Origin of the sequence: Collinsella sp. OM08-14AT (assembly GCF_003438115.1) — a bacterium.
GTDB lineage: Bacteria > Actinomycetota > Coriobacteriia > Coriobacteriales > Coriobacteriaceae > Collinsella.
Genome location: NZ_QSTE01000007.1, coordinates 26,019 through 52,110, shown reverse-complemented (window position 1 = coordinate 52,110; position 26,092 = coordinate 26,019). Strand labels below are relative to the sequence as shown.

Sequence of the window (26,092 nt, the reverse complement as noted above, 5' to 3'; positions counted from 1 at the left end):
GAAACTTAACGAAAAAGGGGCATGGTTGCCCACACCCCCTAATACTACCTGGGAAAAGTCCCCCTTAACACACTATGAACTGCGTACGCTAGTTTTCCGCAACCTTAACGAGCGGCTCGCTGCGATTTGCGCCACAGCAGATACGAATAGACGTAGGCAGCTCCAGCTGAACCAAACGCCAGAACCGCAATCACCGCGGCGACGACTTCACTCGAAAGCACGCTACCCGCCACGCCCATCACAATCAAACCAACACCCAGCACCATAAAGCAGGCGCCGCCAAAACGCTGCGTACGGCGCCAGTTCTCGGGATCGGCAAGCGCCCAAGGCGTCTTGATACCGAGCGTATAGTTCTGCTTCACACGCGGCAAGTAGTTGCCTACGCCGATGAACAGCAAACCGATAGCACCGGAAATCAGCACGTTGACCGAACCGACCGCCGGCACCACGCCCCAGACCGTAAGCTCACCCAACCAGCTTATGGCACACATTAACAAGGTGAAGGCGATTACGAAGCCCTGATAGAACTTGCCCGAGGTTCGATATGCCTCACCTTTGGGGTCAATGCGTGGCACCACGTAGAACATTGCAAGAAGTGCCAGAGGCAGCACGCCGAGCGCGGAGGCCATCCAGCTAGGGCCCCAACCGTCGACGGCGCCGTTCGCTCCCCAGTGCGTAGGAATCTGTGCAGGCAAGCTCGGCATCACCATAAGGTGCGCCGCGACATTAATAGCGCAGACCACAACAAGCATGGCCCATACACGCGGCGATACCCCCGTGGCGTGTATGCCCTTGTTTTCGTTATTCATCCTCATCACCTTCAGTGTCTGTAAAGCCCATAAACCAGCCAATCAAGTCCTGCATGACGGTGGTGTTTAAGCTGTAAACGATGTTTTGGCCATGGCGCTCGTCGGTCACCAGCCCGGCGTTTTTGAGCGTCGCCAAATGATGGCTCAATGACGGCTTGCTGATGTCAAAATGCTCGGCAAGCTCCCCGGCCGTACAATTGCCCTCGCGCAGCAACTCCAAAATGCGCCGTCGCGTTGGATCGGCAAGCGCCTTAAAACCCTCTCCCGGCATAAGACCTCCTCTCATCATCTCTCATGACGCGCACACTATACTCGATATTTAGATGTTTGTCTAACTGTCTAATCTTGTACTCAAAAAAATAGCCGCCCCCGCGTAATGCGAAGACGGCCACTTCTCACGCCATAAACGTGTTTCGGAGTTGGCTAACCCGCGGCAACGGGTGCCATCTGCTTCATCTTATGCGAATCCCGATCTCATTTCAACAAGCCCCTAGGGCTCAAATGGAATCGTGATAATCCCTATAATGGCGATAGCCCAAACACGATCCGCTTCCCCATCGGAGGACATCTATGACCGAAACCGCAGCCGCAGCTCCCGTCGAGACACGCGACACCAAACTCGAGATCATCATGGGCCGTGAGGCACTCGATAGACTCGCCAACGCCACGGTGCTGGTGCTCGGCTGCGGAGGCGTGGGCTCTAACTGCTGCGAGGCACTTGTCCGCGGCGGCATCGGTCATTTTGTGATTCTGGACAAGGATATCGTCGCGCCCAGCAACATCAATCGACAGGCCATCGCCTTTCACAGCACCGTCGGCAAGCGCAAGGTTGACGTGATGGAAGCCATGATCCACGACATCAATCCCGCCGCCAGCGTTATCAAGCGCACCGAATACCTGCTGAGCGACAACATCGACGAGTTCTTCGCGAGCGTTTCTGAGCAGACGGGTGGCAAGCTAGACTACGTCATCGACGCCATCGACACCATCTCGGCCAAGCTCACCATTGCCAAATATGCTCAGGACCATGACATCCGTTTGGTTAGCTCCATGGGCGGGGCCAACAAACTCCATCCCGAGTGCCTCCGCTTTGCCGACATCTTCGATACGGTACGTGACCCCATGAGCCGCATTATGCGCAAAGAATGTAAGAAGCGCGGAATCAAGAGCCTACACGTACTGTTTAGCTGCGAGGAATCGGTTAAGACACAGCCCCGCGATCCTTTCAACATCCACGAGCGCACCGAGCTGGGAACTGCCAGTTTTATGCCGCCCATCATGGGCCAGATGATCGCCGGCGAGGTTATCCGTCAGATCAGTGGCCGCGGCACCGAGCGCGTGCGCGCCGATGGCCAGCGCCTAGACTAGCGGAGCGCGCCGAGATGGAGCCCCGGTTATTTGATGCACACTGCCATCTTGATCTAATGGCTCACCCGGACGCCGTTGCCGATGAGGCAACGGCGCTGGGCCTGATTCTATTTGACTGCGGCGTCGATCCGCACGACTTTGCACGCGCCAAGAAGCGCGCCTGCGGCCGTTCAAATATCTTTGCCGGCATCGGCCTCCATCCCTGGTGGCTCGCCGACGGACGATGTGGCAACGCTGAAATCAATCTGCTTTGCGAAGTTGCTGCCCAAGAGCGCTATATCGGCGAGGTCGGGCTCGACTTTTCCGCTCGTTTTGCCGGAAGCGAGCCGCTACAAGCACAGGCATTTGACCGGCTCTGCGATGCACTCGCGCAGCACCCTCTTGCCGGGCGCGTGATATCAATTCACGCTGTTCGTTCGGCAGGAACCGTACTGAACGTCCTCGAATCGCATGGACCACTCATCCCAAACTCCGACTCCCCCGTTATCATCTTCCACTGGTTTAGCGGTACTTCGGACGAACTCGCCCGCGCGCGTAATGCGGGCTGTTATTTTTCCGTCAACGAACGCATGCTCGCGTCCAAACGAGGACGCGAATACGCACGACAGATTCCACTCGACCGTCTACTGCTCGAGACCGATGCGCCGGCCGAGCCAAACACAGAAACAAGCGCGCAGTCGCTCATCAAATCGCTCGCAAGGACCTCGATGCGCATTGCCTCACTCAAAAACTGTGACGCAAAGCGCATCGAGTCGGTAGTTTTAGCAAATGCGCACTCTGTTTTTGACCTTCGCTAACCACTGTGGGCAAAAATGCCAAGGGACATGCGAATCGCACAACGCAGTCCCTATTTTGGAAGGCAGTACAATTCGGCAGCATTACACCAATTCGTGCATGAGATCACGGTTGCGTGCATACAATTCGTCAAAGATATGACGACGCGACGCATATAGCTCGTGGGCAGCCATATCGGGCACGATTGTTTGTGCAACGCCAAGGACTTGGGCGAGTTCATCCCATGATGCATAGGCGCCACCTGCGAGAGCTGCCATGATGGCATCACCGAAGCATGCGCCCACCGTAACCTTGGCAACCGAGACCTCGCGCCCGCATACGTCGGCGATAGCCTGCATCCAAACTGGATTCTTGGTTCCACCTCCGACAAGCATAATGCGCCCAATTGGCAGTCCATGCTCTCGCTCGATAATGTCGACATGGGATGCAACGGTATACGCGACGCCTTCCAAGGCGGCGCGAACCATATGGGCTCGCGTATGCCTTCCGGTCAGGCCAAAGAAGACGCCACGTGCCTCGGGATCGTTGAGCGGAGTACGCTCCCCCGCAAAGTACGGCAGGCACAGGAGCCCATCGGCACCCGGCGCCACATCGGCGGCATCATGCGCCATGACCGAATATGCATCGGGGCCACCGTGGCCCTCGGCCTCCACGGCGTCGCGATACAGCTCTTGGCGCAGCCACGATGTGAGTGCACCCGCCGTATTGGTCCCCGCACAGATCCCGTAAGTTCCGGGAATGATAAACGTCCCTGGCCACAGGCGGGCATCATCGACCATATGATCAGCTAGGTAGATGAAATACGCCGTGCTCCCCAACTGAACCATCATATCGCCGGGACGAAATACACCCGTCGAAATGGCCTCGGCACCAGAGTCGCCCGTTCCCACTAAGACAGGTGTCCCTGCCGCGAGCCCTGTCGCCTCAGCCGCGCGCTGCGTAATCACCCCGGCAATATCGGTAGCCGACATTACCTCCGTCATCTGGTCAGGCCGGCAGAAACGAGCACATTCCCGAGCATCAACCCTCCAAGTGTAGCGGTCGTATAGGGGAAGAAAATCCTCCGCCAAGTAACGGTCCACCGTAAAACGCCCCGTCAACTTTGCGCATAGAAACGATGATGCCGTCAGGAACTTCGCGGCACGTTCGTGCACCTCGGGCATATTCTCCTTAAACCATAAGATCTTGGGAGCAATATCTGATGAGCAGGGATCGTGCCCGAAAAGTTCGCGTGCGCGACCTGACCCATATTCGGAAAGGAGCTCGTCAATCTGCGGCTTCGAACGTGCATCGACTCCATACAAAATCGCGGGCGCCAGCGCGTTGCACTCGGTATCGACCGGCACACAGTCGCAACCCAATGCGGAAAGGCCCACGCATCCGATCTGCGCCGCGTTAACCCCCGATCGCATCACCAGCTCGCGCGACAAGCGGCAAAAATCGCCCCACCAAACTGCCTCAGCATCATGCTGGTACCATCCATCACACGGGTTGTCCGTCTCATGTCCACAAGAGGCTTGGCAAACGATGTTGCATCGATCATCGATTAAAACGCCTTTAGAGGCGCTTGTCCCAATATCAATACCCAGATAGAGCGCCATAGGTGCCTACTCCCCTCGCGCCGTACGAGCGGCAGCCATAAAACGAACCACCCGCTCAACATCAACCGGGGCATCCAGCTTTCCGTCGCGCTTTAAGCACGTGCCGACAAACGCGCCATCGTAGTGAGCAAATACGTCAGCCACGGTATTTTCGCGACAACCGGTGCCACATACCACGGGCACTTCGCCAACACGCTCGCGGACCTCGTCGGCAAGCTCGCCCGAAGCGCCACGACCGGCAGCCGAACCGCCGATGACTATCGCATCCGGTAGGCAATTAAAGAGAAGTGAATCGGCAATGTCCGCGGTCGTGCGGTCGTTGAGATAAACCTCGCCCTCGCTCGTGATGAAGTGAAAAAGCTTGAGGTCGTCCAAGCGCAGCGCCGCCTTGCGACGCATGGTGTGAGCGAAATCTCGGTTAATCAGCCCGAGATCACCGGCCCAGGCACCGCAAAAATTGCAGCGCGTGAACTGCGCGTCGACGGCAGCGCACAGCTCGATTGTGGCATCACCATCGTAAATTGCCTCAGCTCCCCAAGGAGTCGACAGATCATGGGACAGAGCCCCGATTACATAGCCCATCGATGCAAGGGTTGAGGGAGAAACATGCTGCTCATAGGGCATCGAGAGCTCATTGGTAATCAAAATGCCATCGACACCGCCCTGCTGCAACGCCTCGAGATCGCGCTTGGCGGCTTCCACGACCTGCGATACGCTTCCGCCCGGGTAATACAGCGGATCGCCCGGCAGAGGACGCAGGTGCAGCATTCCGATAACCGGCTTTTCGTTCTTGAACATCGAAGTTAGAAACGACATAACGTGCTCCTTCATAGGATTATTGCAGGGACGTTACTCCCCCAGCACCTCGACGTACACTTTTCGCTTCTGCGGACCGTCAAACTCCGCAAGATAGATGTTCTGGGCACTTCCGCACACGATGTGGCCATCTTGGACGGGAAAGAAGCAACTGTTTCCACAAATCATGCTCTTGATATGCCCACAGGAGTTGTTACCGGTGGCTCCATAGCTCGGCAGGAAGTGTGCATGCGCATAGGGGGCATCGAGTGGGGCGATGCGATCAAGCGTCTCCATAAGATCCGTCTCCACGCAGGGCAGCCCCTCGTTTACCACGATTCCGCAGGTCGTATGCGACAAAATAATCGCCGCCAAGCCATTGGTCACCGAGCTGCGTTCGATGGCAGCGTGCACGTCCTCGGTAATATCGATGAACTGGTCCGGAGCAGTCGATAGATAGCTCAATGTCTCGAGCGTCACCATGTTCACTCATCCCCTTCAAGAAAACGCAGGGCATTACCCCAGTAGAGCCTTTCTCGCGCATCATCGCGCATGGGCACGGTATCGAGCGCCCGCTTGAGTTTGAATGCACGGAAGCGCGGCGTATTGCTGGCGAACATCACTTGGTGCGATAGCGCGCGCTCATACCACAGCGGCCCCATATCGACCGTGAAAAGACGCTGCATCATCTCCTCGGGCGAATCGATGTAAGTGATAGAGGTGTCCGCGTAGCAGTTGGGATACTTGAGCAGCATCGCCACGGTCTCGCGCACCCAGGGCCAGCCAAAATGGGTCAAACTAAAACGCACATTTGGATGCGTTGCGATTGTGTGCTCAAATGCAAGCGGGTTACTGCGCGAGAGCTCTGCGCCCGGCTCCCAAGACATACCGGCATGGAAAACCACCGGCTTGTTATAGCGCTCGCACAGTTCGTAAAGCGGCTCGGCCACAGCATCATCGGGGGCAAAACCCTGCTTTGCAGGATGCAGGCAAAGCCCCTTTGCCCCCAACTCGGTAAAGGCGCGCTCCAATTCGTCTGCGGCACCGCTCACCTGCGGGTCTACGCTCGCAAATCCCCACAGACGATCGGGATGTGCGGCAACCAGCATGGCAATCTGGTCATTGGTGCCAAAGTGCCCTCCGCATGCCGTGGTTACATCGAGCGGCATGAGCACGCTCTTCTGCACATCGCAGACGTCCATCTCGACTTGAAGCTCATCCCAATCCATGGGGCCCATATGCCCCATACCAAATTCTCGTGACCAAAAACCGAATCCATCAGGCTCATCACCCGGCGTACAGATCTCGCCGTAGAGCATAGGATGGACCAACATGTCGATAACCATTTCGTACTCCTTTCCAGGCATTTGACCCTAGTACGGCTCAAACGAACCGATCACTCGGGACGACAGCTCAGCGCCCGCCTTCATACACGCCGGAATATCAAGGCCATCGATCACGCCCTTGGTAAACCCGGCGATATACGAGTCGCCGGCACCCACGGTATTAACGACCTTCTCCGCCGGCACGATCCCGCACTCATAGAAGCGCTCACCGTCATAGGCAATGCTTCCCTTCTCGCCAAGCGTGGCAACCGCAACGCGCGGCCCCAATTCCTGCGCGTGACGTACCCAGTCCCGCAGCTCCGGAGTGTCATCTTCAAACGACATAAATGCGTAGTCAACGTAGGGAAAATGATTCTCGCAGGCATATTCGGGATCCTGGCTGAACACCGAGAAGTCCATAACCACCGTCTTGCCCGCATCATGCCACTCGGGCAGGAGGTCCAAACAATTGCCAAACAGGTCGGTATGAATGATGTCATGCTCTAGGATAAACGCCCGGTCATCTTCATTCGGACGATATGTCTCCATTACGCCATCGATTGCCTCGAGATGCACGCGATCGACGCCGTCTTTCAATGCCATGAGCATCACCGAGGTGTCGCCATCCTCCACCCGCAGATGAGAGATATCAAACCCCTCGGCGGCCAGCGCCTCTCTCATCTTGTCTCCGTACTCGTCCTTGCCGACAACCGACACGGCGGATACCGAAACGCCCATTCGTGCAAGATGGATACCCCAGTCAATGCCATTACCAGTCGGATAGAACACGCCGATGTTTTGATAGACGTCCGCACAGCAAAAACCAGCCGCACACGCTTTAATACCCATGGTCTTCTCCAATGTTCAAAAGGGGACCCACCACATGGCGAGCCCCCTTTTCGCGTTTCGCTTATTGTTTTGCATCGGCTGTCCAAGGCCTCATAGCCAGACCGCCGTACGCTTTCTTAAGCTATTCGACGATTGGTGCTCCGTGGCCCCAAGAACCTTCCATGCCGCACACGGTCGAGGCAAACCCGGCAGCAAAGTCGAGCGCGCGCTCGATGGCCTCGGCGCCACCCTCACCACGCTTGGCGGAATCGAGATAGCACATCAAAAACGAGGTGAGGAACGAGTCGCCCGCCCCCATGGTGTCCTTCATGTCCGTTACCGGTTTAGCCAGCTGGCGGTAATAACGCTCGCCGTCGTAAGCGATGCAGCCCTCGGCGCCCGCCGTAGCCGACACAAAACGCGGACCCAGATCCTTCACCCATGCCAGACGCTCGCGAATCTCGTCCTCACTCGCGGCATCCGCCGCACTAAAGAAAGCAAAATCGACATAGGGCGCAATCTGCTCGTAGTACTCGTCGGTGGAGTCGTCCGAAAAGTCAAAAGAGACCGTGACGCCCGCAGCCTTCAACTTGGGCAGCTCGCGCTCGGTGAAGCAATAGTTGCCCGAATGAACCACATCGAACTGCTTCATGTACGAAAGGTCAAAGCGATCGAGAACATAGCGCGCATCGCCACGGATACCGCCCTCGTTGGAGCCGAGGAAGACACGGTCACCGTCAACGACGGTCACGCGAGCCGCTCCGTTCTCGCCAATCATCTGCTCGCACTTGTCAAGCTCGATACCCTCATCCTCGAGGCTTGTAATGACATGCTCGGCAGCGGCGTCATTGCCAAAAATGCCCATGTATGCAGAGCGTGCGGCACCGCATTTCTTGGCATAAACGGCGAAGTTCACCGCATTGCCGCCGGGATACATGGTGTGGATATGCTCGTAGCGATCGACGACGTTGTCGCCAAATCCGAGCGCGTTAACGTTAAATGCCATGGCCTTTGCCCCTTCTAGTACTCGACAACACCCATATAGCGACGGAAATCGGGATCGTGATCAAACACCTTGCCGCGTGCAGCACGCAGCTCGCAGTTCATGGCGTAGAACAGCACCGGGTCCAGATAGGCACGGACGCTCGCCGGCACGGCTTCCATACCGTACTCCTTGGCATCGAGCACCATCAGCGTATCGGTATGCGTCTTAAGGAACGCAAGGGCGCGCTCGTCCATGGCACGGCACTCGCTGGAGCCCATCTGCAGGAAGTAAAAAACGCCATCCTGAGTAGCCTCGAAGGGGCCGTGGAAGTACTCGGCAGAGTGGATGTAGCTGCAGTGCTGCCACTGCATCTCCATAAGAGAGCAGATAGCGAAACCGTAGGTCTGGCTAAAGTTGGGACCGCTGCCCAGAATGTAGAAGAACTCGTGCTCCTGGCAAAGCTTGGCAAAACGATCGCCTAGCTCGGCATTTACCTTCTCACGTGCCGGGGGAAGAATCTTATCCATCTCGGCGATACCGGCATACATATCGGCAAGATCGGCGTAGCCCTCCTGCTGATCGAGCAGCTCGGCCGCAAGCGACAGCGAAATGCCAGCGGGGACCTCGGCCTGCGGCACGCCCTCGCCCCACGGGTAGACCCACGTGGTCCACTTGCCGGAGTCAATCTTGGATCCAGCGTTGTCGGTCTGGGCGATCACCGTAGCGCCGGCAGCAAGGGCAATCTCACAGCCCTCGACGACCTCGGGGGTGTTGCCACTGTGGCTGCAAGCAATGACCAGGGATTTCTCACCCAAGCGGCGCGGGCGCATGATATCAAACTCGCGAGCCGTATAGATATACGAAGTGAAGGTGGTTGCCTCGCGCTGCAGAAGCTCATGAGCCGGGATCAAATCGATCATGGAGCCACCGCAAGCAATCCAGTAGACGCTGTCGAACTTGCCCTTCTCGGCAATTGCCTCTTTGATCAGATCGTGTGCGTTCATATCCAGTTCCTTTCTTGTTTGGTCCGCAATCAATGACGTTGGCTGCGTGGCCGATAGTTGGTTTAGTCAATCAGATATTTCTCGAATGCGGCCATGTTCTTGGCATCTGCCGCCGCCGGGTCATCGTAGTAACGCCCGTCCGTGATTTCCTGGCCCAGCATGCCATCGAAACCATGGGCATTAAGCGTAGCGACGAAGGCGTCCATATCGTGCTTGCCATCGCCCCACACCAGATGGCCATACGGGTCACCGTCGATAAAGTGCATCTCGTGAATTGCCCCATCACCAAAGGCGGCAAACCAGTCCTCGAGCGTCTCGCCCGCAACGCCCATCGCGGTTGTATCAACCATGGGCTGTAAGTACGGGCTCGCGACCTCGTCAATCATGCGCTTCGCATCGGAAACCGTCGTTACAAGGTTGCTCTCCTCGGGACGCAGGCTTTCCATCGTAAGCACCAGACCGTGCTCACCGGCATACTCCGCCAGAATGGACAAGTGCTCGCGGCTGCGCTTCCAGGCTTCCTCGCGGTCCTCGTCCCAGTCGCCCCAGCCCGAGTTGACGGACATACGGTCGCACCCAAGTACCTCGGCAAGCTCAATGCCGTGCTTAAAGTACGCCAGGCTGCGCTGTTCATGCAGCGGTTTGCGTGCGCAGTACTGCCAATGATAGACAACATTCTCGGGGCACAGAGTACGATACCTAAGCCCACGGTCTGCAGCCTTTTTCGCCAGGACCTCAGCCTCAAAGTAGCCCGTGTGGTCGAGCGTCACATGCGGCTCCGCACACCACAGCTCAATGGACTCAAAGCCCAAACGCTGCTGCACATCAAGGAAGTAATCGAGCGACCACATGATGTAGTGGATATTCATGCCCGCAATCTGTTCGCGGCGCAGCGTCGGTTTGGATTCAGACATCTTATGCCTCCTTATTTCGATCGAACACGATTTGTCCGTCCGACATCGTCATATCAACCGAAAGATCGCGTGCGTCGCGATAATCGAGGTCGAACACATCCCGATCGAGCACGCAGATATCGGCAAGCTTGCCGACCTCAAGCGTACCCAGTTCGTCTTCGCGCATCAGATCGTACGCGCCCCCGGCAGTCCAAGCACGCAAGAGCTCGACAAGCGTCAGCGCGTTGGCCTCATTCACGGGCAGCCCATCGTCGAAGTATCCACCGCACGCGCTGTAGATTGACTCGCCCAGGCTCGGAATCAGCAGTGGCAAATCCGTACCACAGCACACCGTGCATCCGGAATCTTCCATGCCGCGGCGATTCCAGCTGTGCAAAAGTCGCGTCTCGCCAATTTGTCGACGCATCATCGACAGGCAATCCTCGCGCCGGTCCAGCGTCAAAATCTGCGGATAGACCTCGCAAATTCCACCTAACTTGCCAAACTCGACAAGATCGGTCGGATCAGAGTTCTCGAGATCGGTAATCGCATGGCGGCGAAGCAACCGTCCATGCTCGTCTCGAGGCAGCGAGGCATAGAGCGCCACGGTGCGACGAACGGCGCCATCGCCCTGGCAATGCAAGGAATATCGGAAGCCGTCAGCATCAATTGCGCGCAGCTCGTTCTCAATCAGATCCCACTCGGGCTCCTCGACAACCGTCTTGCCGGCAGCTCCCGCATCGGCCGTGTCCTCATAGGGGTCAATCATCTCGGCAAGCCCCGCCCATACGCCGCGATCGGTCATACGGTTGAAGCCAGAAAAACGAACGAACGGTCCCCGAAAGCGCTCTCGTGCCTCGCGAGCATACGACAGATTTGCACCGGCACCCACCGGCTGCGACATCATAGAGACGCGAACCGTCAGCTCACCAGATTCTTCACGGCGAGCCATTTCGTCGGCAAAACCGTAGTAGTCATCAAACGCCATCTCCTTGATGGCGGTAACGCCGCGCTCGTTAAGCATGCTCATGTAGTCCGAATACCCCGCACGTACCTCGGGCAGCGCGAGGAAATCGCTCATCATGCGCCAGATCTTCTCGGCATAGCACGCCTGGGGTGTGAAGCCGTATCGCGCACTGGCGGCAGCATTGAGAACGCAGGTCTCCGCACCCGGTGTAAAGCAGACGACAGGGATATCGCCAAAACAATCGTCAAACACAGCCGCCGTATTTGCGTTCTCGGCATCCGATGCCAACGTTTCGGGTAGGTTGTGGCCAAAAGCCGCCGCGCAATCCGGATGATCTTCTTTCCATGCACGCAAGAGCGACACGGCCTCTTTGGCATCAGCGATGCCGGACAGATCAGGCCCCAACGTCCGCAGCGCCCAGCCTGTATAGAAGGTATGCACATCGATCAGGCCAGGCATGACGGTGCGGTCGCCCAGGTCAACTACCTCGTCCGCCTGGGTCAAATACGAAGCTAGCTCACACTTGGTGCCAACAGCCTCAATTCGATTGCCACGGACCGCTACGAAACCTTCAAACGGCAGGTCCCCCGTACCGGTAAAGACGCTCTTAGACGTCAGGACCGTCAAACGATCAGACATCACAACCACCTACGCCGGAAGCATGCCAGAAATTGCCGTTACGATCAGGCCAAAGACGACCATGAAGATGAAGAACTTCCAAATGGTCTTCCACCATTGGCCAAACGAAATCTTAGCCACGCCAAGGCCGGCAACCGTCATGCCCGCCACGGGACTGATGGTGTTGATGGTCTGGTTGGCAAACTGGAGCGCGGTAACGGCCGCCTCGGGATTGAGGCCCATGAGCTCGGTCAGGGGGCCCATAACGGGCATGGTGAGTGCCGCCAGGCCAGAACTCGAGGGAACCAGCAAAGAGAGCAGGCCAAGGACGATATACATAAACGTGGTGTAGACGGCGGCGGGCGCACCGGCGAGCGCAGTAGCGAGCGCCTGGAGGATGGTGTCGATGATCATGCCGCCCTCGGCGATGACCAGAATACCGCGAGCGATACCGATAACGATGGCGGCGTACGCAAAGTCGGCGAGACCTTTAACGAACTCCTCAGCAATCGTCTGCTGGTCAAGACCGCCCAGGATACCGGCAAGCAAGCCCATGCCAAGGAACACGGCGGAAATCTCATTCATGTACCAACCCTGGGTAACAAGACCCCAGACGATAATGCCCATACCGCAAGCAAAATCGATAAGCACGAGCTTCTGACGGGTAGTGAACTCTTCCTCGATGGAGGCATCGGTCACGGAAAACTCGATACGCTTGAGCTTATCGTCCTCGTACGTAATGGACGACTCGGGGTTTTTCTTGACGCGCATGGCGTAGCGCATGGCCCATGCGATACCGACGGCAGTGAAGATGACCCAAGAAACGGCGCGCAGCCACAGTTGCGGATTGCCCTCGATGCCAATGATGCCCTGGGCGATCAAAACATTAAACGGATCGATGGTCGAAGCGCAATATCCCAGGTTAGGACCAAGGAAGCAGATGATGAATGCCGTCATCGAGTCATAACCGATACCCATCATGATGGGAATGAAGATGGCATAGAACGGCAGGGCTTCCTCAGACATACCAAACGTGGTGCCGCAAATGGACAGCAACGTCATCGTGATGGGAATGATGAGGATGTCCTTGTTCTTGAGCTTTTTAATCACGCGGCTCATGCCGGCATTCAAAGCGTTGGTCTTGGTGATGATTGCGAACGACCCGCCAATCAATAAGACGAACGCAACGACGTCGGCAGCCTCCTGGATGCCCTTAGTGGGCGCTTGCAGGACCGCGAAGATATCCTGCCCCAGATTGATGGTCTCGCCGGTCTCGGAATCGGTGTAGTTCTTATCGACCTGTTCATAGGTTCCAGCAACGGCGACTTCACGCTCGCCCGCCGCTGTCGAAATCGTCTTGCGCTGATACTGACCAGAGGGAACGATCCAAGTCAAGACCGCAAAGACAACGATCAGCAAGAACATGATCGTATAGACATGCGGTAATTTGAACTTAAAACGTCTGTTTGTCTTCTTCGCCTTCGTATCTGACATAGATACCTCCAAAGAACTCGAGACTGCATCGCATCTCGCTTCAACGTTTGCACAAGGCAAACGTTCTATGACGTTCTATAGGTTACCAGCAGCTTTTCTCGCCATCAAGATAATTTCAAACTGATTGCCGCAACGCGGTTGAACGGTTGCGTTTGCGCCGTGAACGGTATGGAAACGCCCGGTGAGATGATCCACCGGGCGCTTTCATACGCAATGTCCTAGATGTCAAAAACGTAGCGAGACCCAACGATCCGCTGACGACCGATGATAAACGGCCGCCGCTGCTCATCGAAAAAGAAGGCTTCCATATAAAACAAGGGTTCGCCAACGGGAACTGCCAACAACCGAGCGACCTCGGGCGACGCACACGCGATCTCAAGCGTGCATGGGTCGGTAAACGCGGGCGTGCGGCCAGTCAGGTTGCGCACGAACTCAAAAATGGATTGGTTAGATAGAGGTGCCGTTGATAGATAGGCGTTGTCCTCGTAAACATATATGTTGTTCTCGAGCATGACAGGGACGCCATCGGCAGTACGCACGCGCTCAACGCAGATCAAGTCAGTTCCAACGGGAACACCAAAGAACTGTGCTTCGGTGGAATCCGCCGGCAGCATCTTTCTCGAAATGACACGCGCCCCCGGTTCCATTCCGTTAACGCGGCATGCGTCCGAAAAACTCTGGACGTCATCCTTCTGGCGAATCTTGCGCTTGAGCTTGGGGGCATTGACAAACGTGCCTTTCCCCTGTCGCTTCGTTAGATAGCCCTGTTGGACGAGCTCCTCAATAGCGCGTCGCACGGTAACGCGGCCAACTTTATAGCTCTCAGCCAATTCGAATTCGTTGGGTATCCGCGCACCTGCCTTGTAGGCACCGGAGTTGATTTCGTTTTTGATGATATCGATAACCTGTTGGTACAGCGGTATCGCTGCTTTACCGTCAGTTAGCCCTTCAGTCGGTGGCATATACCCTCTCCAAGCACAATTAAGCCTAAAACGGACTTAGGGGCATTCAACAAGTCCTTAAGCCCGCATTAGCTTAAAGTATGCTAGGTGTCGCACCAAAATGTCGGCTATTTACTCATCAGACCCGAAAAACGCGCAACTACCGCGCTCCTAAGAAAGCTCAAGCAGTTCCGGCAGCTGGTCGATGATCTTGTCCGCAGCATCCTGGCTAAAGCCAAACCGCTCCTCGCGCTTGGCGATTACCGTCAGACCCGCTCGCTTGCCGGCAGTGATGCCAGGCACCGAATCCTCAACGCAGCAGCAACGGACCGCAGGCAGCCCCAACAGGTCCAGCGCATGCAGGTAGATGTCGGGCTCGGGCTTGCTCTCCTTAAACTGCTCGCCGCTCACCACGTACTCAAAGGCATCCGACAGACCACATGCATCGAGTACTTCCTCGATGCTGTCCATGGGAGACGAGCTCGCCAGCGCCACGCGAACGCCGCGGCGCGGCAACTCTCGAATCGTATCCACAGCGCCCGGGTTAATCAAAGCCTGGTAGTCACGCGGACGCTTATGCGCCCACTCGTCCCAACGGGCCAATGCCTCCTCGCCAGTGAAGTGCCCTTTACCGGCGCGCTCAAACCAATCGACTAGCATATGCAGGAAGAACTGATGTGAGGTACCAACCTGCCCGTTCAACTCCTCTTGGGTCAGATTCAACCCAAGCTCCTTGGCAAACGCGGCAGTCTCCCCCAGGTAGTAATACTCGGTATCGACAATGACGCCGTCCATGTCAAAGATAACGGCGTCGAACGGAAATGCGGACACGGCACCCTCCCTAACAAAAGGGCGCCCGCAAGCGGACGCCCGAACCATGCACTATCGGCGATTCTAACCCAGCAGCTGGTCAAGTGCTACCGCGATACCGTCTTCGTTGTTGTTGGCGGTCACCATCTGGGCCACGGCCTTGACTTCATCGACAGCGTTACCCATGGCGACGCCGGTACCAGCCCACTCGATCATAGACTTGTCGTTCTGGCCGTCGCCAAACGATACGACCTCGCTGGCATCGATGCCGAGCTTGGGCAGGGCACCCTCGAGCGCACGGGCCTTATCGATACCGGGCGCCGTGTACTCAAAGTACCAGTCGGCCGTAAACATGCCCGAAAGCGTCTGCTTAAAGGGCGCATACATCTCCTCGTAATGCGCCTGCAGGTAGGCCGGATCGCCCGCCGTCAGCAGCTTGTCCACGGGATAAGTGTCCACGACCTCATGCAGGCTCTCGACCTCGCGAATCTTAAGGTCGCACGCATCGCGCTCGTATTTGACGATGTTTTTCTGCGAGCCGTCAGGCAGCGTGATCATGCAATGGTACGAGTCCTCGACGTGCAAATCGCGACCGAGCGAGATGATGGGGATCACGTCAAAATTACGCAGGTGATCAATCAGGCGATGCAATTCGTCGGCAGGCATAGCCTGATCGAACAGCACCTCGTCGGTCTGAGCATCGACGACGTGCGCGCCATTAAAGGCAACTAGCAGACCATCATGGTTCTGAAGGTCGAGCTCCTGCGCCAAGGCATGCAGCCCCCATGCGGGACGACCCGAAGCCAAGATAAGCTTAATGCCCGACTCCTGCGCCGCGAGCAGTTTCTCGCGCGTACGCGGGCTGATGACCTTTTGGTCGTTGGTGAGCGTACCGTCGATATCCATTGCGATGGCTTTGATTGCCATATATGCCTCCCTGACATTGAACAACCTTGTCTGAGCCATCATACAGAACACCCACGGCGGCGTTGTTTGCAACGGGAAAAATGTCATATTGTCCCAAACATGAACGGCGCGCCTTCGACGATTGCGATGCCCGTCGAGGCGCCTCCCGATACATTCCATCCTATCCAAATAGCAAAGGGCCCGCATCCCAACGGATACGGGCCCTTGTCGGCTATGCGTTAGTTTTCGCAGCGAATCCTACTTGCGGTGAGCTCGGTAGAACTCGATGAGCGCCTGGGTCGAAGCGTCCTGTTCGGCCTTGGCGGCGTCGTCGTGGAAGGCCGGGGTGATCTGCTTGGCAAGCTGCTTGCCAAGCTCGACGCCCCACTGGTCGTAGGAGTCGATGCCCCAGACCGTGCCCTCGACAAACGTGATGTGCTCGTACAGGGCGATGAGCTCACCAAGCGCGAACGGGGTCAGCGTGTCGCCAAAAATCGAGGTCGTCGGACGGTTGCCCTCAAAGCAGCGGGCCGGGACGATCTGCTCGGGCGTGCCCTCGGCACGCACCTCATCGGCCGTCTTACCAAAGGCGAGCGCCTTGGTCTGGGCCAGGAAGTTGCCCAGGAACAGCTCGTGCACGTCCTGACCGCTGTCGGTCGCAGGGTTGGCGGTATTGGCAAAGGCGATGAAATCGGCCGGGACCACCACGGTGCCCTGGTGCAGCAGCTGGTAGAAGGCGTGCTGACCGTTGGTGCCGGGCTCGCCCCAGAAGATCTCGCCGGTATCGGAGGTCACAGCGCTGCCGTCCCAGCGGACATGCTTGCCGTTGGACTCCATGGTGAGCTGCTGCAGGTAGGCCGGGAAACGGTGCAGATACTGGCAGTACGGAAGCACGGCGTGGCTCTTGGAACCGAAGAAGTTGACGTACCAGACGTTGAACAAACCCATCAGCGCGACGGCATTGTTCTCGAGCGGCGTGTTGCAGAAGTACTCGTCGATGGCGTGGAAGCCCTCAAGGAACTGCTGGAAACGCTCGGGGCCGAGCACGACGATCAGCGACAGGCCCACGGCGGAGTCGACGGAGTAGCGGCCGCCGACCCAGTTCCAGAAACCAAAGGCGTTAGCCGGGTCGATACCGAAAGCCTCGACCTTCTCGAGTGCGTTGGAAACGGCGACGAAGTGCTTTGCCACAGCCTCGGCGTTCTGCTCATCGGAGCCATCGATGGCGCCCTGAGCCTTGAGCTGCTCGAGCATCCAGGTCTTGACCTCGCGGGCGTTGGTGAGGGTCTCGAGCGTGGTGAAGGTCTTAGAGACGATGATCACGAGCGTGGTCTCGGGATCCAAACCCTTGAGCTTCTCGGCCTGGTCGTTGGGGTCGATGTTGGAGATATAGCGGCAGTCGATACCGGCGTCGGCATAGGGACGCAGGGCCTCGTAAGCCATGACCGGGCCCAGATCGGAGCCGCCGATGCCGATGGACACCAGGTGCTCAATCTTCTTGCCGGTAACGCCCTTCCACTCACCGGAGCGCACGCGCTCGGCGAAGGCATACATGCGATCGAGGACCTCGTGCACGTCGGCGACGACATCCTGGCCGTCGACGATAAGCTGGCCTTTCTCGCTTGCCGGACGGCGCAGCGCGGTGTGCAGGACGGCGCGGTCCTCGGTGGTGTTGATGTGCTCGCCGGAGAACATGGCGTCGCGGCGCTCCTCGAGCTTCACCTCGCGGGCAAGATCGCACAGCAGCTTGACGGTCTCATCAGTCACCAGGTTCTTGGACAGGTCGAAGTGCAGGTCACCGGCGTCAAAGCTCAGCTTGTTCACGCGCTCGGCATCGGCGGCGAACCAGGCCTTGAGGTCGATACCCTCGGCCTCGAGCTTCTCCTGATGGGCCTCGAGCGCCTTCCAAGCGGCAGTCGACGTAGCATCGATAGGTGCGGCAACAGTTGCCATAGAGTCCTCCTCAGCATACGGGCGCACGCCTCCATGCGCCCGGACATTCAGATGCCACTATTCTAGCGCAGGTCAAGACTATAATCAGCGAGCGTTGCCAATCGGCCCCCAAACGGCAACCGACCAAAAAGGGACAGGTTTAATTTGGCAGGTCAAACGCTTTACCAATCAAAAATAACCTATCCCTTTATGCCAAATATTAGGCCGCAGCGCAGACGCTACCGAGCAACTCACGCAGAGGAGACCCGATGCCCTCCAGCAGTTCGGGCGCGATGATGGCAAAAACGGGAACCTCGCCGGCCCCCACGACGGCAGGCACCTTGCCCTCCGAGACGATACATCCATAAGGGACAAAACCGTCTTCGCCGACATCGAGCGCCGCCATGCGACGGGCGAGCTCGCGCGCAAAGCCGGCAGTATCGGCATCGCCAATCGCCAAGACAAAGTCCACGCCTTCGTCGGTCGCCAGGGCCACGGCTTCGTCGATCAGCTCGTCTCCTCCGTCGCCTTCAACCGAGCCGCAGCGGAAAAGCACGCGCTCGAGCAGGGCGCGATCGAGCGAGCCCAGCGCCGCCGAAACGAGCTCATCACGCGTGTGCTTGTCGCCTCCCAGCACGACCAGTGCCTTGGTGCCGCCATAGTGGGCAACCAATCGCCCGCACCAGCGAGCCACATCCCCATCCGCAACCAAGCGCGTCGGCATACCAAACCCATAGTTGACCATTATCCCCACAACCCTTCCGTGCTTTATGGTGGTATCAATCGTTAGCCTCATGCTACGAAGCGAGCTTTTCCGAGCTGTTTCGCGCTCTTTAGAGCTGCGTTAAAACCCGATCCAGCCGCACGACCATACCTACCAAAACAAACCAGTCCCTTTTTGGCAGGTTTTGACGATGTCCGCGCAAGCGGGTATTATCGAACATGTATTCGATAAGAACATGTGTTTGATGGGAGGACGCGTGGGGCACGAGCGTCACACCTATATCTGCATCGACCTTAAGACGTTCTACGCCAGCGTCGAGTGCGTCGACCGCGGACTCGACCCACTCACTACGTGCCTGGTCGTTGCCGACGAATCGCGCGGACGCACGACCATCTGCCTCGCCATCACACAAGCCATGAAGGACCTCGGCATCCACAACCGCTGCCGTCTGTTCGAGATACCCGACGGCATCGACTACATCAAGGCCGTGCCGCGCATGCAGCACTACATGGAGGTGTCGGCGCAAATCTACGGCATCTATCTGGAATACGTGAGCCCGCAAGACATTCACGTCTATTCAATCGACGAATGCTTTATCGACGTGACGCCCTATCTAGACCTCTACCACACCAATGCCGAAGGGTTCGCCTGCATGCTACGCGACGAGGTCCTCGCGCGCACCGGCATCACGGCAACTGTCGGCATCGGCCCCAACCTATTCCAGGCCAAGGTGGCGCTCGACATTACCGCCAAGCACGTACCCAGCCGCATCGGCATGCTCGACGACGAGACCTTTCGCAAGGAAATCTGGCCCCATCGTCCCATCACCGACATCTGGGGCATAGGCCCCGGCGTGGCGGCGCGGCTCGAAAAGTACGGCGTCTACGACCTGATGGGCGTCGCCGCGCTCGACGAAAACCTGCTCTATGACGAGCTCGGCGTCAATGCCGAGTATCTCATCGACCACGCCTTCGGGCGAGAGCCGACAACCATCGCCGATATCCAAGTCTATCGCCCGCAGGCGACCTCAACTACCACAGGGCAGGTGCTCTCGAAGGGCTATGCCTACGAGCAGGCCTATACCGTCTTGCGCGAGATGGTCGACAACGCCGTGCTGGACTTGGTCGATAAGCACGTGGTGTGTGACAGTATCTCGCTGTTTGTTGGCTACGCGAGCGAGCGAGCCGACATACGCCGACTCGATGCCAGCGGCACAGCGCAATATGTGGACGGATGCGGACACCTGCGCTCGAGCACGTCGAGCATCGAACCCGCCGCGACCGCCGGTCCCGAACTCGCTCCCCGTGCGCCCAAGCCCGTCCAGCGCGATGACGAACGACGCCGTCTGGTGCGCGAGGCACAGGCAATCGATGGCATCTTTGTGGGAGAGCATGGCGGCAAACCACGTGGCGGCTATGCCGCGCTCTTCGCGCACTCCAACGCCTCGCGAAAACTGCCCGAGCGCACCAATTCATTTAAGAAGATCATGGGCTATTTCGATGAGCTCTGGGCGCAGACGGTCGATCCTAAACGACCGGTCAAGCGCATCAACCTGGGTTTTGGCAACCTCATGCCCGAGGAATTTGCCACCGTCGATCTGTTCAGCGATGTCGAGGCCGATGAGCGCGAGCGCGACCTGGCACGCGCCGTGTTGGCCGTGAAAGGCAAATACGGCAAGAACGCCCTAGTTAAAGGATTGAGCTTTACCGCCGGCGCCACTGCACGCGAACGCAACGACCAGGTAGGAGGACACCGTGCCTAAACCCAAGCAACCTATGCGCCCACCCACCGCCTTCGAGCGCCTGGCGGACCCCGAGGGAAGGCATCGCGCCGCCGATCCCAAGCTCACCGCCAACGGCGCCGTTCGCGCCGGACGCGCCGCGCAGTTTATGCCCTTTGCCGCCCTCACGGGATACTACGAGCTCGTACGTAAGCAAGAAATCACCGCCGAGCCCAAATGCGAGCTCACGGAAGAAAAAGCCCTCGAGCTTTCGAAAAAGCTCGAGGGCCTCAAACGTGGCGACCTGGTCCGCGTCACCTATTACGACACGTACGGCTATCGCGCTCGCACGGGCATCCTTGACGAAGTGCTCCCCGCCTTCAAACTGCTCAAGCTCAAGGATATCGCCATCGACTTCGACGACATCCAAGACATCGAACTGCGCGGACGAGCCTAGCCAAGGAAGCGCATCCAGGGCGGCGCTTACAACGTCATGACGTAGTAGCCCGCGTCTTTCACGGCCGTCTCGAGGACACCGCGATCAACCGGACGCTTAGAGCGCACGCGTGCCGTGTGGTCCGCATACGTCACCGTTGCCCACACGCCATCCAGCGCATTGAGGGCATTGGCTACGTTCTGAGCGCAGCCGTCACAGCTCATGCCGCCGATGAGCAGCTCATCGCTATAGGGATAGTGTGACGCATCGGTATCCGTCACAACAACCTTTTTGGCCTTCTTGCCGCTCGCACCATCGCTGCAACAACTCTTCCCGTGTGTCGAAGCGGCAATGCGACGCAGTCCAAAAAACATGCCGACGGCAATGACGGCCAGCACGATGAGATTCGCAGGGTTGAGCAAGTCACTCATGCGTTCCCCTTTCAAGTAGCCCTATCTAGATACCCCCATGGGGTGTCCCCATCTTAACCCAAAACCATGTCCGTTCGATCAATTAGTTTCCCTTTTCTTACTTTTTAGTTGACCAGGGCTTACTTTCGTGTATAAGTTTTCCTAGGCTAACAGTTTAGATCCGTAAGGAGCGCCGTGACTCGAACCATTGACATCCCAACATACCAAACGGCTGTCGTGCGCAACTGCTCCCCTACGCTCGCAGGTATCAAGCCGGCTTCGCTCTTTACCTATCCCGGCGTTTACGCCAACCAAAACGGAAAATCCGGCGCCGCCCATATCGAAGAGCGACGCTCTCGCCTGCTCGCCGTCATAGCCCAATGCAACCGCGAGCTCCAGCCACTCGGGATCCACATGAGCGTTTTGGTCTGGCGCCCCTGCGGAGCGCTCATCTATGTGTACCGCCCTGCGGACCTCATGCGATACCTCTCCGACCCCCGCGCTACGACGGCACTTGCCGCCGAAGGTTACGATGTCCACAACCTGTCCGCGTCCCTGGTGCATCTCGCCGCGCGCATCACGCTGGCAAGCAGCAATGCCGCAGAAAGCGCCTATGACGGCAACGTCTGCGCACTCGCGCGAAATAGGCACTGCGATACGGGGTGCATGTGCGAGTTCCCCCACGAAATTGGCTATTTTTTGGGCTATCCCTACGAAGATGTCCATCAGTTTATCGTCCAGCGCGGCGAAAACTATAAGGTCTTTGGCGCATGGAAGGTATACACAAACGTTGAGCAGGCGCTCACGACCTTCGATTCCTATCGCGCATGCACGCAATACCTCACCTACATCTATCAACAGGGCTGCACCCTGGGACAACTTGTCCAGGCAACCCGATAGAGCATACAAAACGCGGCCGCACGCCGCACAACCGAAAGGAAAACATATGAGCAAGATCGCAGTCGTGTACTGGAGCGGCACGGGTAACACCGAGGCCATGGCAAACTTCGTTGCCGAGGGCGCAACCGGTGCCGGCGCCGAGGCAGAGGTCATCTCCTGCGCCGACTTCTCCGCCGACAAGGTCGCCAACTATGACGCTATCGCTTTCGGCTGTCCCGCCATGGGCTCCGAAGAGCTTGAGTACGACGAGTTCCAGCCGATGTGGGACGAAGTCAAGGAAGTCCTCGGCGATAAGAAGGTCGTCCTTTTTGGTTCCTACTCGTGGGCCGAGGGCGAATGGATGGACAACTGGAAGGCAGACGCCGACGAGGCAGGTGTCAACGTCGTCGATTCCGTTATTTGCTACGATGCGCCCGACGATGAGGGCGAGGCCGCCTGTCGCGCCCTCGGAGCTGAGCTGGCTTAACACGCCACGGGCCGACAAAGCCGAGTCACGACAATACGCATACGTGTCCTAACAAAAACGGGGGCTGGATCACATCCAGTCCCCGTTTCCTGTAACGCAAATTGCGTTAACCGACTATGAGATATTGCCCAAAAACGCCTTGGTGCGCTCGCTCTTGGGATGGTCGAAGACCTCACTCGGCGTGCCCTCTTCCACGATAACGCCGCCGTCCATAAAGACGACGCGATCGGCAACGTCGCGGGCAAAGCCCATCTCGTGCGTCACGACGATCATGGTCATGCCGTCGCGGGCCAGATCGCGCATAACGCCAAGGACGTCGCGGACAAGCTCGGGGTCGAGTGCCGACGTGGCCTCGTCAAAGAGCATCACGTGCGGATTCATCGACAGGGCGCGGGCGATGGCCACGCGCTGCTGCTGGCCGCCCGAAAGCTGACTCGGCATAAAGTCGATGCGCTCGGCAAGACCAACCTTGGTCAGCTCCTCAACGGCAATCTTCTCGGCCTCTTCCTTGCTGCGCTTGAGTACCTTTTGCTGCGCAAGCATGACGTTCTTTTTGACTGACAGGTGCGGGAACAAATTGAACTGCTGGAACACCATACCCAGATGCGTACGTACCTTGTTAAGGTCGACGCCCTTGGCGCAAACGTCCACGCCCTCAACGACGATCGAGCCGCTCGTGGGATGCTCCAGACGATTGATGCAGCGAAGCATCGTCGACTTGCCCGAGCCCGAAGGACCCAGGACTACGACGACCTCGCCCTTGTGCACATCCAGATCGATATCGCGCAGGACCACGTTATCGCCGAAGGCCTTCTGGAGGTTCTTGATGCTGACGACGACCTCGTTCGAGTTATTGGTTTCGCTCATGATAGGACCTCCTTACAGACCGGCGATGTGGTCGGCGGGCGTCGCGACGACCTGTCCAGCGCTCTTGGCGGGACGCTTCTTCTTGGTTTCGGCCGTCCCCAGAAGCCTCGCCTCAAGACCGCTCACCAAGCGAGCAAGCGGCAGGGTGATGACCAGGTAGAACAGGGCGGCAACCACATACGGCGTAATGGAACCCGTCGTGGCCACGATGGTACGGGCGTTCATGACGATCTCGACCACGCCCACGGCCGCGAGCAGCGACGTATCCTTGTAAAGCAGGATGAACTCACTGGTCAGCGTAGGCAGGACATTGCGGAACGTCTGCGGAATCATAACGTAGAGCAGCGTCTGGAAGGCGTTCATGCCCAGCGAGCGCGCGGCCTCGTTCTGGCCCTTGGGGATCGACTGAATACCGGCGCGGAAGATCTCGCACAGGTAGGCGGACGAGTTCATGGCCATGACGATGACGCCCAGCACATAGTCGTCAACCTTGACGCCGGCCAGCGGCAGACAGAAGAACGCGATGTAGATCTGCAGGAACGCCGGCGTACCGCGGATGATATTCACATAGATGCCGGCAAGGCAACGCAGGATGCGCGACTTGGAGATGCGCATGAGCGACAAGGCAAAGCCAAAGGGAATTGCCAGCGGAAACGCCACGAGCACGATCGAGAGCGACATGAGGAAGCCTTTGAAGACGATCGGCAGGCTCTGGACCAAAATGACCGGGTTCAGGAACAGGCGAAGGAACATGTTGGAATTCCATGCCTCGACCCACGGCTGCTCCTTAAGGTCGGCCAGGAAGTTATCGAATGCCGTCACGCCCTTAATCTCGACGGAAGGAATCTTAGAAATCTTCTTGGTCGAATCGTCGGCGAGCGTATAGGTGCCGCTGAAGGCCTCATCGCCGCCCTCGACGGGAAACGTCACGCCGTAAACCTCGACACGGAAAAAGCCTCCGGCAGGCGCCGTCTCGCCAAAGTCGATCTTGAGCGTCTGGCCGTCAGCCTTGCACGTGGGCTTCATGGGCGTACGATCCATGAGGTCCTCGCCCGAGAGCATCGTCAATCGCGTGTCATCGGTACCAAACGTCGTGCCGTCGACAAACGTCAGCGAAAGACCGCTCAGCTCCTCGTCGGCATCGGCCTGAACTTCCCAGGTAATGCGCGTCTCGGTGCCGCCGACCACAGCGCTGCCCGAACCGGTGTTGGGTCGGGCAGTAATCTTTGCGGTCTCAAGCGCCTGGGCGGTCGTGGGCGCATATGCCCCCGCGCACACCAGCGCGAGCGCCACGGCCATGACGCAGGATAGCTTTTGGAGCAAGGCGGGCAGTGAAAAACGCTGCTCCGTGGCCCCTTTGTTCAGTCGAGACAAGGTGGCTCCTATCGTAGAAGTTGCCGACAAAACGAGACGGAAACGCTCTCCGTCAAGAGAGGCGCAAAGGCCCTCTCCGCAAAACGGAAAGGGCCCGCGCGTAATCAAGCATTAATTTACTTGATGTTGTACTTAGCCATGAGGGCGTCAACGGTACCGTCGTCGGTCAGGTCCTTGATGGCCTGGTTGATGTCGTCCTTGAGCTTGGTGTTGCCCTGGTTGATGGCGATGGCGTACTCCTCGCCGGTGCTGACCTGCTTGATGGTCTGGCAGGTGTTGAACTGCTCGGCGGTCAGCTGGCTGGCAACGGAGCGGTTGGTGACTACGGCATCGCCCTTATCGGACTGCAGGGCGCTGAAGCACTCGGTGGCGTCCTTGTAGGGAACGATCTTAGCCTTGGGGAAGTTTTCCTGAGCAAAGGCCTCGGCGGTCGATCCAGACTGGACGATGATGGTAGCGTCGGCGTTGTTGAGCTTCTCGCTGTAGTTGTCGGCCGTGATGTCGGTGTTATCGACCTTGGTCACGATAGCCTGATCGTCCATGTAGTAGGAATCGGAGAAAGTGACTTCCTTCTCACGCTCGGGCGTGTCGGTGATAGCCGCGATGGAAACGTCATACTTGGCGCCCGAAGCGACACCCGGAACCAGCGTGTCAAAGTCATTGTTGACGTACTCGACATCCAGGCCCAGCTTGTCGCCGATAGCCTTGATAAGCTCAAGGTCAAAGCCCTGATAATCGCCGTTGTCATCCTTGTACTCAAACGGAGCGTACTCGGCAGAGGTGCCGACGGTCAGCGTACCGTCCTTGACGAGCGCGTACTCCTTGGAGCCGTCGACCTTCTCGACCTTAGCGTCGTCAGAGCTGCTGGAACCGGCATCAAAACCAGAGGTGGCGTTGGACGAGCCGCAGCCCGTCAGTGCGAGGGCGAGTGCCATGGCGCCCGTGGCGGCAAATGCGCCAAGCTTCTTCAGCTTCATAATCAGTCTCCTTCCGGTGACCCCGTTTGATTCAGAGGTCTGCAAAAACTGTTGGATATTATGCGCCCGTTTGGAAGAATCCGCAATTAGAAAACTGATTGAAACAAACCCATAACGTGAATGGAACACTCCACTTTATGACAGTTA

Annotated in this window: 27 protein-coding genes; 6 read left to right on the top strand and 21 right to left on the bottom strand. The window is 57.8% G+C overall.

Annotated features, from left to right (window positions below):
• Window positions 1–104: 104 nt before the first annotated feature.
• Both DXC18_RS05340 and DXC18_RS05335 read right to left on the bottom strand, forming a co-directional pair.
• Entirely contained in the window at window positions 105–809 is a 705-nt protein-coding gene (locus tag DXC18_RS05340; protein WP_117716569.1) for an SdpI family protein, read from the bottom strand.
• Complete coding sequence (locus DXC18_RS05335; RefSeq protein WP_117776433.1) at window positions 802–1,080, bottom strand: autorepressor SdpR family transcription factor; 279 nt, start codon at window positions 1,078–1,080, stop codon at window positions 802–804. Before DXC18_RS05335 ends, DXC18_RS05340 begins: the two co-directional genes overlap by 8 nt.
• Before the next feature lie 299 nt (window positions 1,081–1,379).
• Between DXC18_RS05335 and DXC18_RS05330 the strand changes: the two genes are divergently transcribed.
• Together DXC18_RS05330 and DXC18_RS05325 are read left to right on the top strand one after the other, a co-directional pair.
• Window positions 1,380–2,177 (top strand): ThiF family adenylyltransferase, encoded by a 798-nt coding sequence (locus tag DXC18_RS05330; RefSeq protein ID WP_117716567.1) that lies wholly within the window; start codon window positions 1,380–1,382, stop codon window positions 2,175–2,177.
• 14 nt (window positions 2,178–2,191) lie between these two features.
• The gene (locus tag DXC18_RS05325) at window positions 2,192–2,974 is read left to right on the top strand and encodes a TatD family hydrolase (RefSeq protein WP_117716566.1); all 783 of its coding nucleotides are present in this window, start codon (window positions 2,192–2,194) and stop codon (window positions 2,972–2,974) included.
• Window positions 2,975–3,055: 81 nt separating this feature from the next.
• Here DXC18_RS05325 and DXC18_RS05320 read toward each other — a convergent pair whose 3' ends face one another.
• From DXC18_RS05320 to DXC18_RS05250, 15 genes are all read right to left on the bottom strand, one after another.
• Window positions 3,056–4,573, bottom strand: a complete 1,518-nt coding sequence (locus tag DXC18_RS05320) for an FGGY-family carbohydrate kinase (protein WP_117716565.1) — start codon at window positions 4,571–4,573, stop codon at window positions 3,056–3,058.
• Between the two features lie 6 nt (window positions 4,574–4,579).
• Window positions 4,580–5,389, bottom strand: a complete 810-nt coding sequence (locus DXC18_RS05315; protein ID WP_233504093.1) for a BtpA/SgcQ family protein — start codon at window positions 5,387–5,389, stop codon at window positions 4,580–4,582.
• 33 nt (window positions 5,390–5,422) lie between these two features.
• Entirely contained in the window at window positions 5,423–5,851 is a 429-nt protein-coding gene (locus tag DXC18_RS05310) for a secondary thiamine-phosphate synthase enzyme YjbQ (RefSeq protein WP_006234356.1), read from the bottom strand.
• A 2-nt stretch (window positions 5,852–5,853) separates the two neighbouring features.
• Window positions 5,854–6,714 (bottom strand): amidohydrolase family protein, encoded by an 861-nt coding sequence (locus DXC18_RS05305; protein WP_233508867.1) that lies wholly within the window; start codon window positions 6,712–6,714, stop codon window positions 5,854–5,856.
• A 27-nt stretch (window positions 6,715–6,741) separates the two neighbouring features.
• Window positions 6,742–7,542, bottom strand: coding sequence for a fructoselysine 6-kinase (gene frlD / locus DXC18_RS05300; RefSeq protein ID WP_117637477.1), 801 nt, complete (start codon window positions 7,540–7,542; stop codon window positions 6,742–6,744).
• A 121-nt stretch (window positions 7,543–7,663) separates the two neighbouring features.
• Window positions 7,664–8,527: a PfkB family carbohydrate kinase gene (locus tag DXC18_RS05295; protein ID WP_117716562.1), complete on the bottom strand. Its 864-nt coding sequence runs from the start codon at window positions 8,525–8,527 to the stop codon at window positions 7,664–7,666.
• Between the two features lie 14 nt (window positions 8,528–8,541).
• Window positions 8,542–9,510 carry an SIS domain-containing protein gene (locus tag DXC18_RS05290; RefSeq protein WP_022094440.1) on the bottom strand — a complete coding sequence of 323 codons (969 nt, stop codon included), beginning with the start codon at window positions 9,508–9,510 and terminating at the stop codon, window positions 8,542–8,544.
• A gap of 62 nt (window positions 9,511–9,572) precedes the next feature.
• On the bottom strand, window positions 9,573–10,424 hold the full coding sequence (locus DXC18_RS05285) for a sugar phosphate isomerase/epimerase (RefSeq protein ID WP_117716561.1): 852 nt from the start codon (window positions 10,422–10,424) through the stop codon (window positions 9,573–9,575).
• A 1-nt stretch (window position 10,425) separates the two neighbouring features.
• Window positions 10,426–12,009: an amidohydrolase gene (locus DXC18_RS05280; protein ID WP_117716560.1), complete on the bottom strand. Its 1,584-nt coding sequence runs from the start codon at window positions 12,007–12,009 to the stop codon at window positions 10,426–10,428.
• A gap of 9 nt (window positions 12,010–12,018) precedes the next feature.
• Window positions 12,019–13,482 carry a YfcC family protein gene (locus tag DXC18_RS05275; protein ID WP_117716559.1) on the bottom strand — a complete coding sequence of 488 codons (1,464 nt, stop codon included), beginning with the start codon at window positions 13,480–13,482 and terminating at the stop codon, window positions 12,019–12,021.
• Between the two features lie 218 nt (window positions 13,483–13,700).
• The gene (locus DXC18_RS05270) at window positions 13,701–14,444 is read right to left on the bottom strand and encodes a GntR family transcriptional regulator (RefSeq protein WP_117716558.1); all 744 of its coding nucleotides are present in this window, start codon (window positions 14,442–14,444) and stop codon (window positions 13,701–13,703) included.
• Window positions 14,445–14,594: 150 nt separating this feature from the next.
• On the bottom strand, window positions 14,595–15,254 hold the full coding sequence (locus DXC18_RS05265; RefSeq protein WP_316242585.1) for an HAD family phosphatase: 660 nt from the start codon (window positions 15,252–15,254) through the stop codon (window positions 14,595–14,597).
• A 63-nt stretch (window positions 15,255–15,317) separates the two neighbouring features.
• Window positions 15,318–16,160 (bottom strand): Cof-type HAD-IIB family hydrolase, encoded by an 843-nt coding sequence (locus DXC18_RS05260; protein WP_187361818.1) that lies wholly within the window; start codon window positions 16,158–16,160, stop codon window positions 15,318–15,320.
• A 237-nt stretch (window positions 16,161–16,397) separates the two neighbouring features.
• The gene (gene pgi / locus DXC18_RS05255) at window positions 16,398–18,092 is read right to left on the bottom strand and encodes a glucose-6-phosphate isomerase (protein WP_117716555.1); all 1,695 of its coding nucleotides are present in this window, start codon (window positions 18,090–18,092) and stop codon (window positions 16,398–16,400) included.
• A 199-nt stretch (window positions 18,093–18,291) separates the two neighbouring features.
• Window positions 18,292–18,867, bottom strand: a complete 576-nt coding sequence (locus DXC18_RS05250) for an iron-containing alcohol dehydrogenase (RefSeq protein WP_117640802.1) — start codon at window positions 18,865–18,867, stop codon at window positions 18,292–18,294.
• 172 nt (window positions 18,868–19,039) lie between these two features.
• Between DXC18_RS05250 and DXC18_RS05245 the strand changes: the two genes are divergently transcribed.
• Together DXC18_RS05245 and DXC18_RS05240 are read left to right on the top strand one after the other, a co-directional pair.
• Window positions 19,040–20,557, top strand: a complete 1,518-nt coding sequence (locus DXC18_RS05245) for a DNA repair protein (protein WP_233509018.1) — start codon at window positions 19,040–19,042, stop codon at window positions 20,555–20,557.
• The gene (locus DXC18_RS05240; protein ID WP_233509017.1) at window positions 20,550–20,972 is read left to right on the top strand and encodes a hypothetical protein; all 423 of its coding nucleotides are present in this window, start codon (window positions 20,550–20,552) and stop codon (window positions 20,970–20,972) included. Before DXC18_RS05245 ends, DXC18_RS05240 begins: the two co-directional genes overlap by 8 nt.
• 26 nt (window positions 20,973–20,998) lie before the next feature.
• On the opposite strand, the gene DXC18_RS05235 is transcribed toward DXC18_RS05240, so the two are convergent.
• Window positions 20,999–21,382 carry a heavy-metal-associated domain-containing protein gene (locus DXC18_RS05235; protein ID WP_117716552.1) on the bottom strand — a complete coding sequence of 128 codons (384 nt, stop codon included), beginning with the start codon at window positions 21,380–21,382 and terminating at the stop codon, window positions 20,999–21,001.
• 174 nt (window positions 21,383–21,556) lie between these two features.
• Here DXC18_RS05235 and DXC18_RS05230 point away from each other — a divergent pair, with 174 nt between their 5' ends.
• Window positions 21,557–22,261, top strand: coding sequence for a DUF3793 family protein (locus tag DXC18_RS05230; protein WP_117716551.1), 705 nt, complete (start codon window positions 21,557–21,559; stop codon window positions 22,259–22,261).
• 46 nt (window positions 22,262–22,307) lie between these two features.
• The gene (locus DXC18_RS05225; protein ID WP_117716550.1) at window positions 22,308–22,727 is read left to right on the top strand and encodes a flavodoxin; all 420 of its coding nucleotides are present in this window, start codon (window positions 22,308–22,310) and stop codon (window positions 22,725–22,727) included.
• Between the two features lie 114 nt (window positions 22,728–22,841).
• Here the strand turns inward: DXC18_RS05225 and DXC18_RS05220 are convergent, their stop codons facing one another.
• The 3 genes from DXC18_RS05220 to DXC18_RS05210 all read right to left on the bottom strand — a co-directional run bounded on the left by DXC18_RS05220 (window position 22,842) and on the right by DXC18_RS05210 (window position 25,945).
• Window positions 22,842–23,594, bottom strand: a complete 753-nt coding sequence (locus DXC18_RS05220; protein WP_055251428.1) for an amino acid ABC transporter ATP-binding protein — start codon at window positions 23,592–23,594, stop codon at window positions 22,842–22,844.
• A 12-nt stretch (window positions 23,595–23,606) separates the two neighbouring features.
• Window positions 23,607–24,968, bottom strand: coding sequence for an ABC transporter permease subunit (locus tag DXC18_RS05215; protein WP_233509016.1), 1,362 nt, complete (start codon window positions 24,966–24,968; stop codon window positions 23,607–23,609).
• Window positions 24,969–25,084: 116 nt separating this feature from the next.
• Window positions 25,085–25,945 carry an ABC transporter substrate-binding protein gene (locus tag DXC18_RS05210; RefSeq protein WP_117716549.1) on the bottom strand — a complete coding sequence of 287 codons (861 nt, stop codon included), beginning with the start codon at window positions 25,943–25,945 and terminating at the stop codon, window positions 25,085–25,087.
• Window positions 25,946–26,092 lie beyond the last annotated feature (147 nt).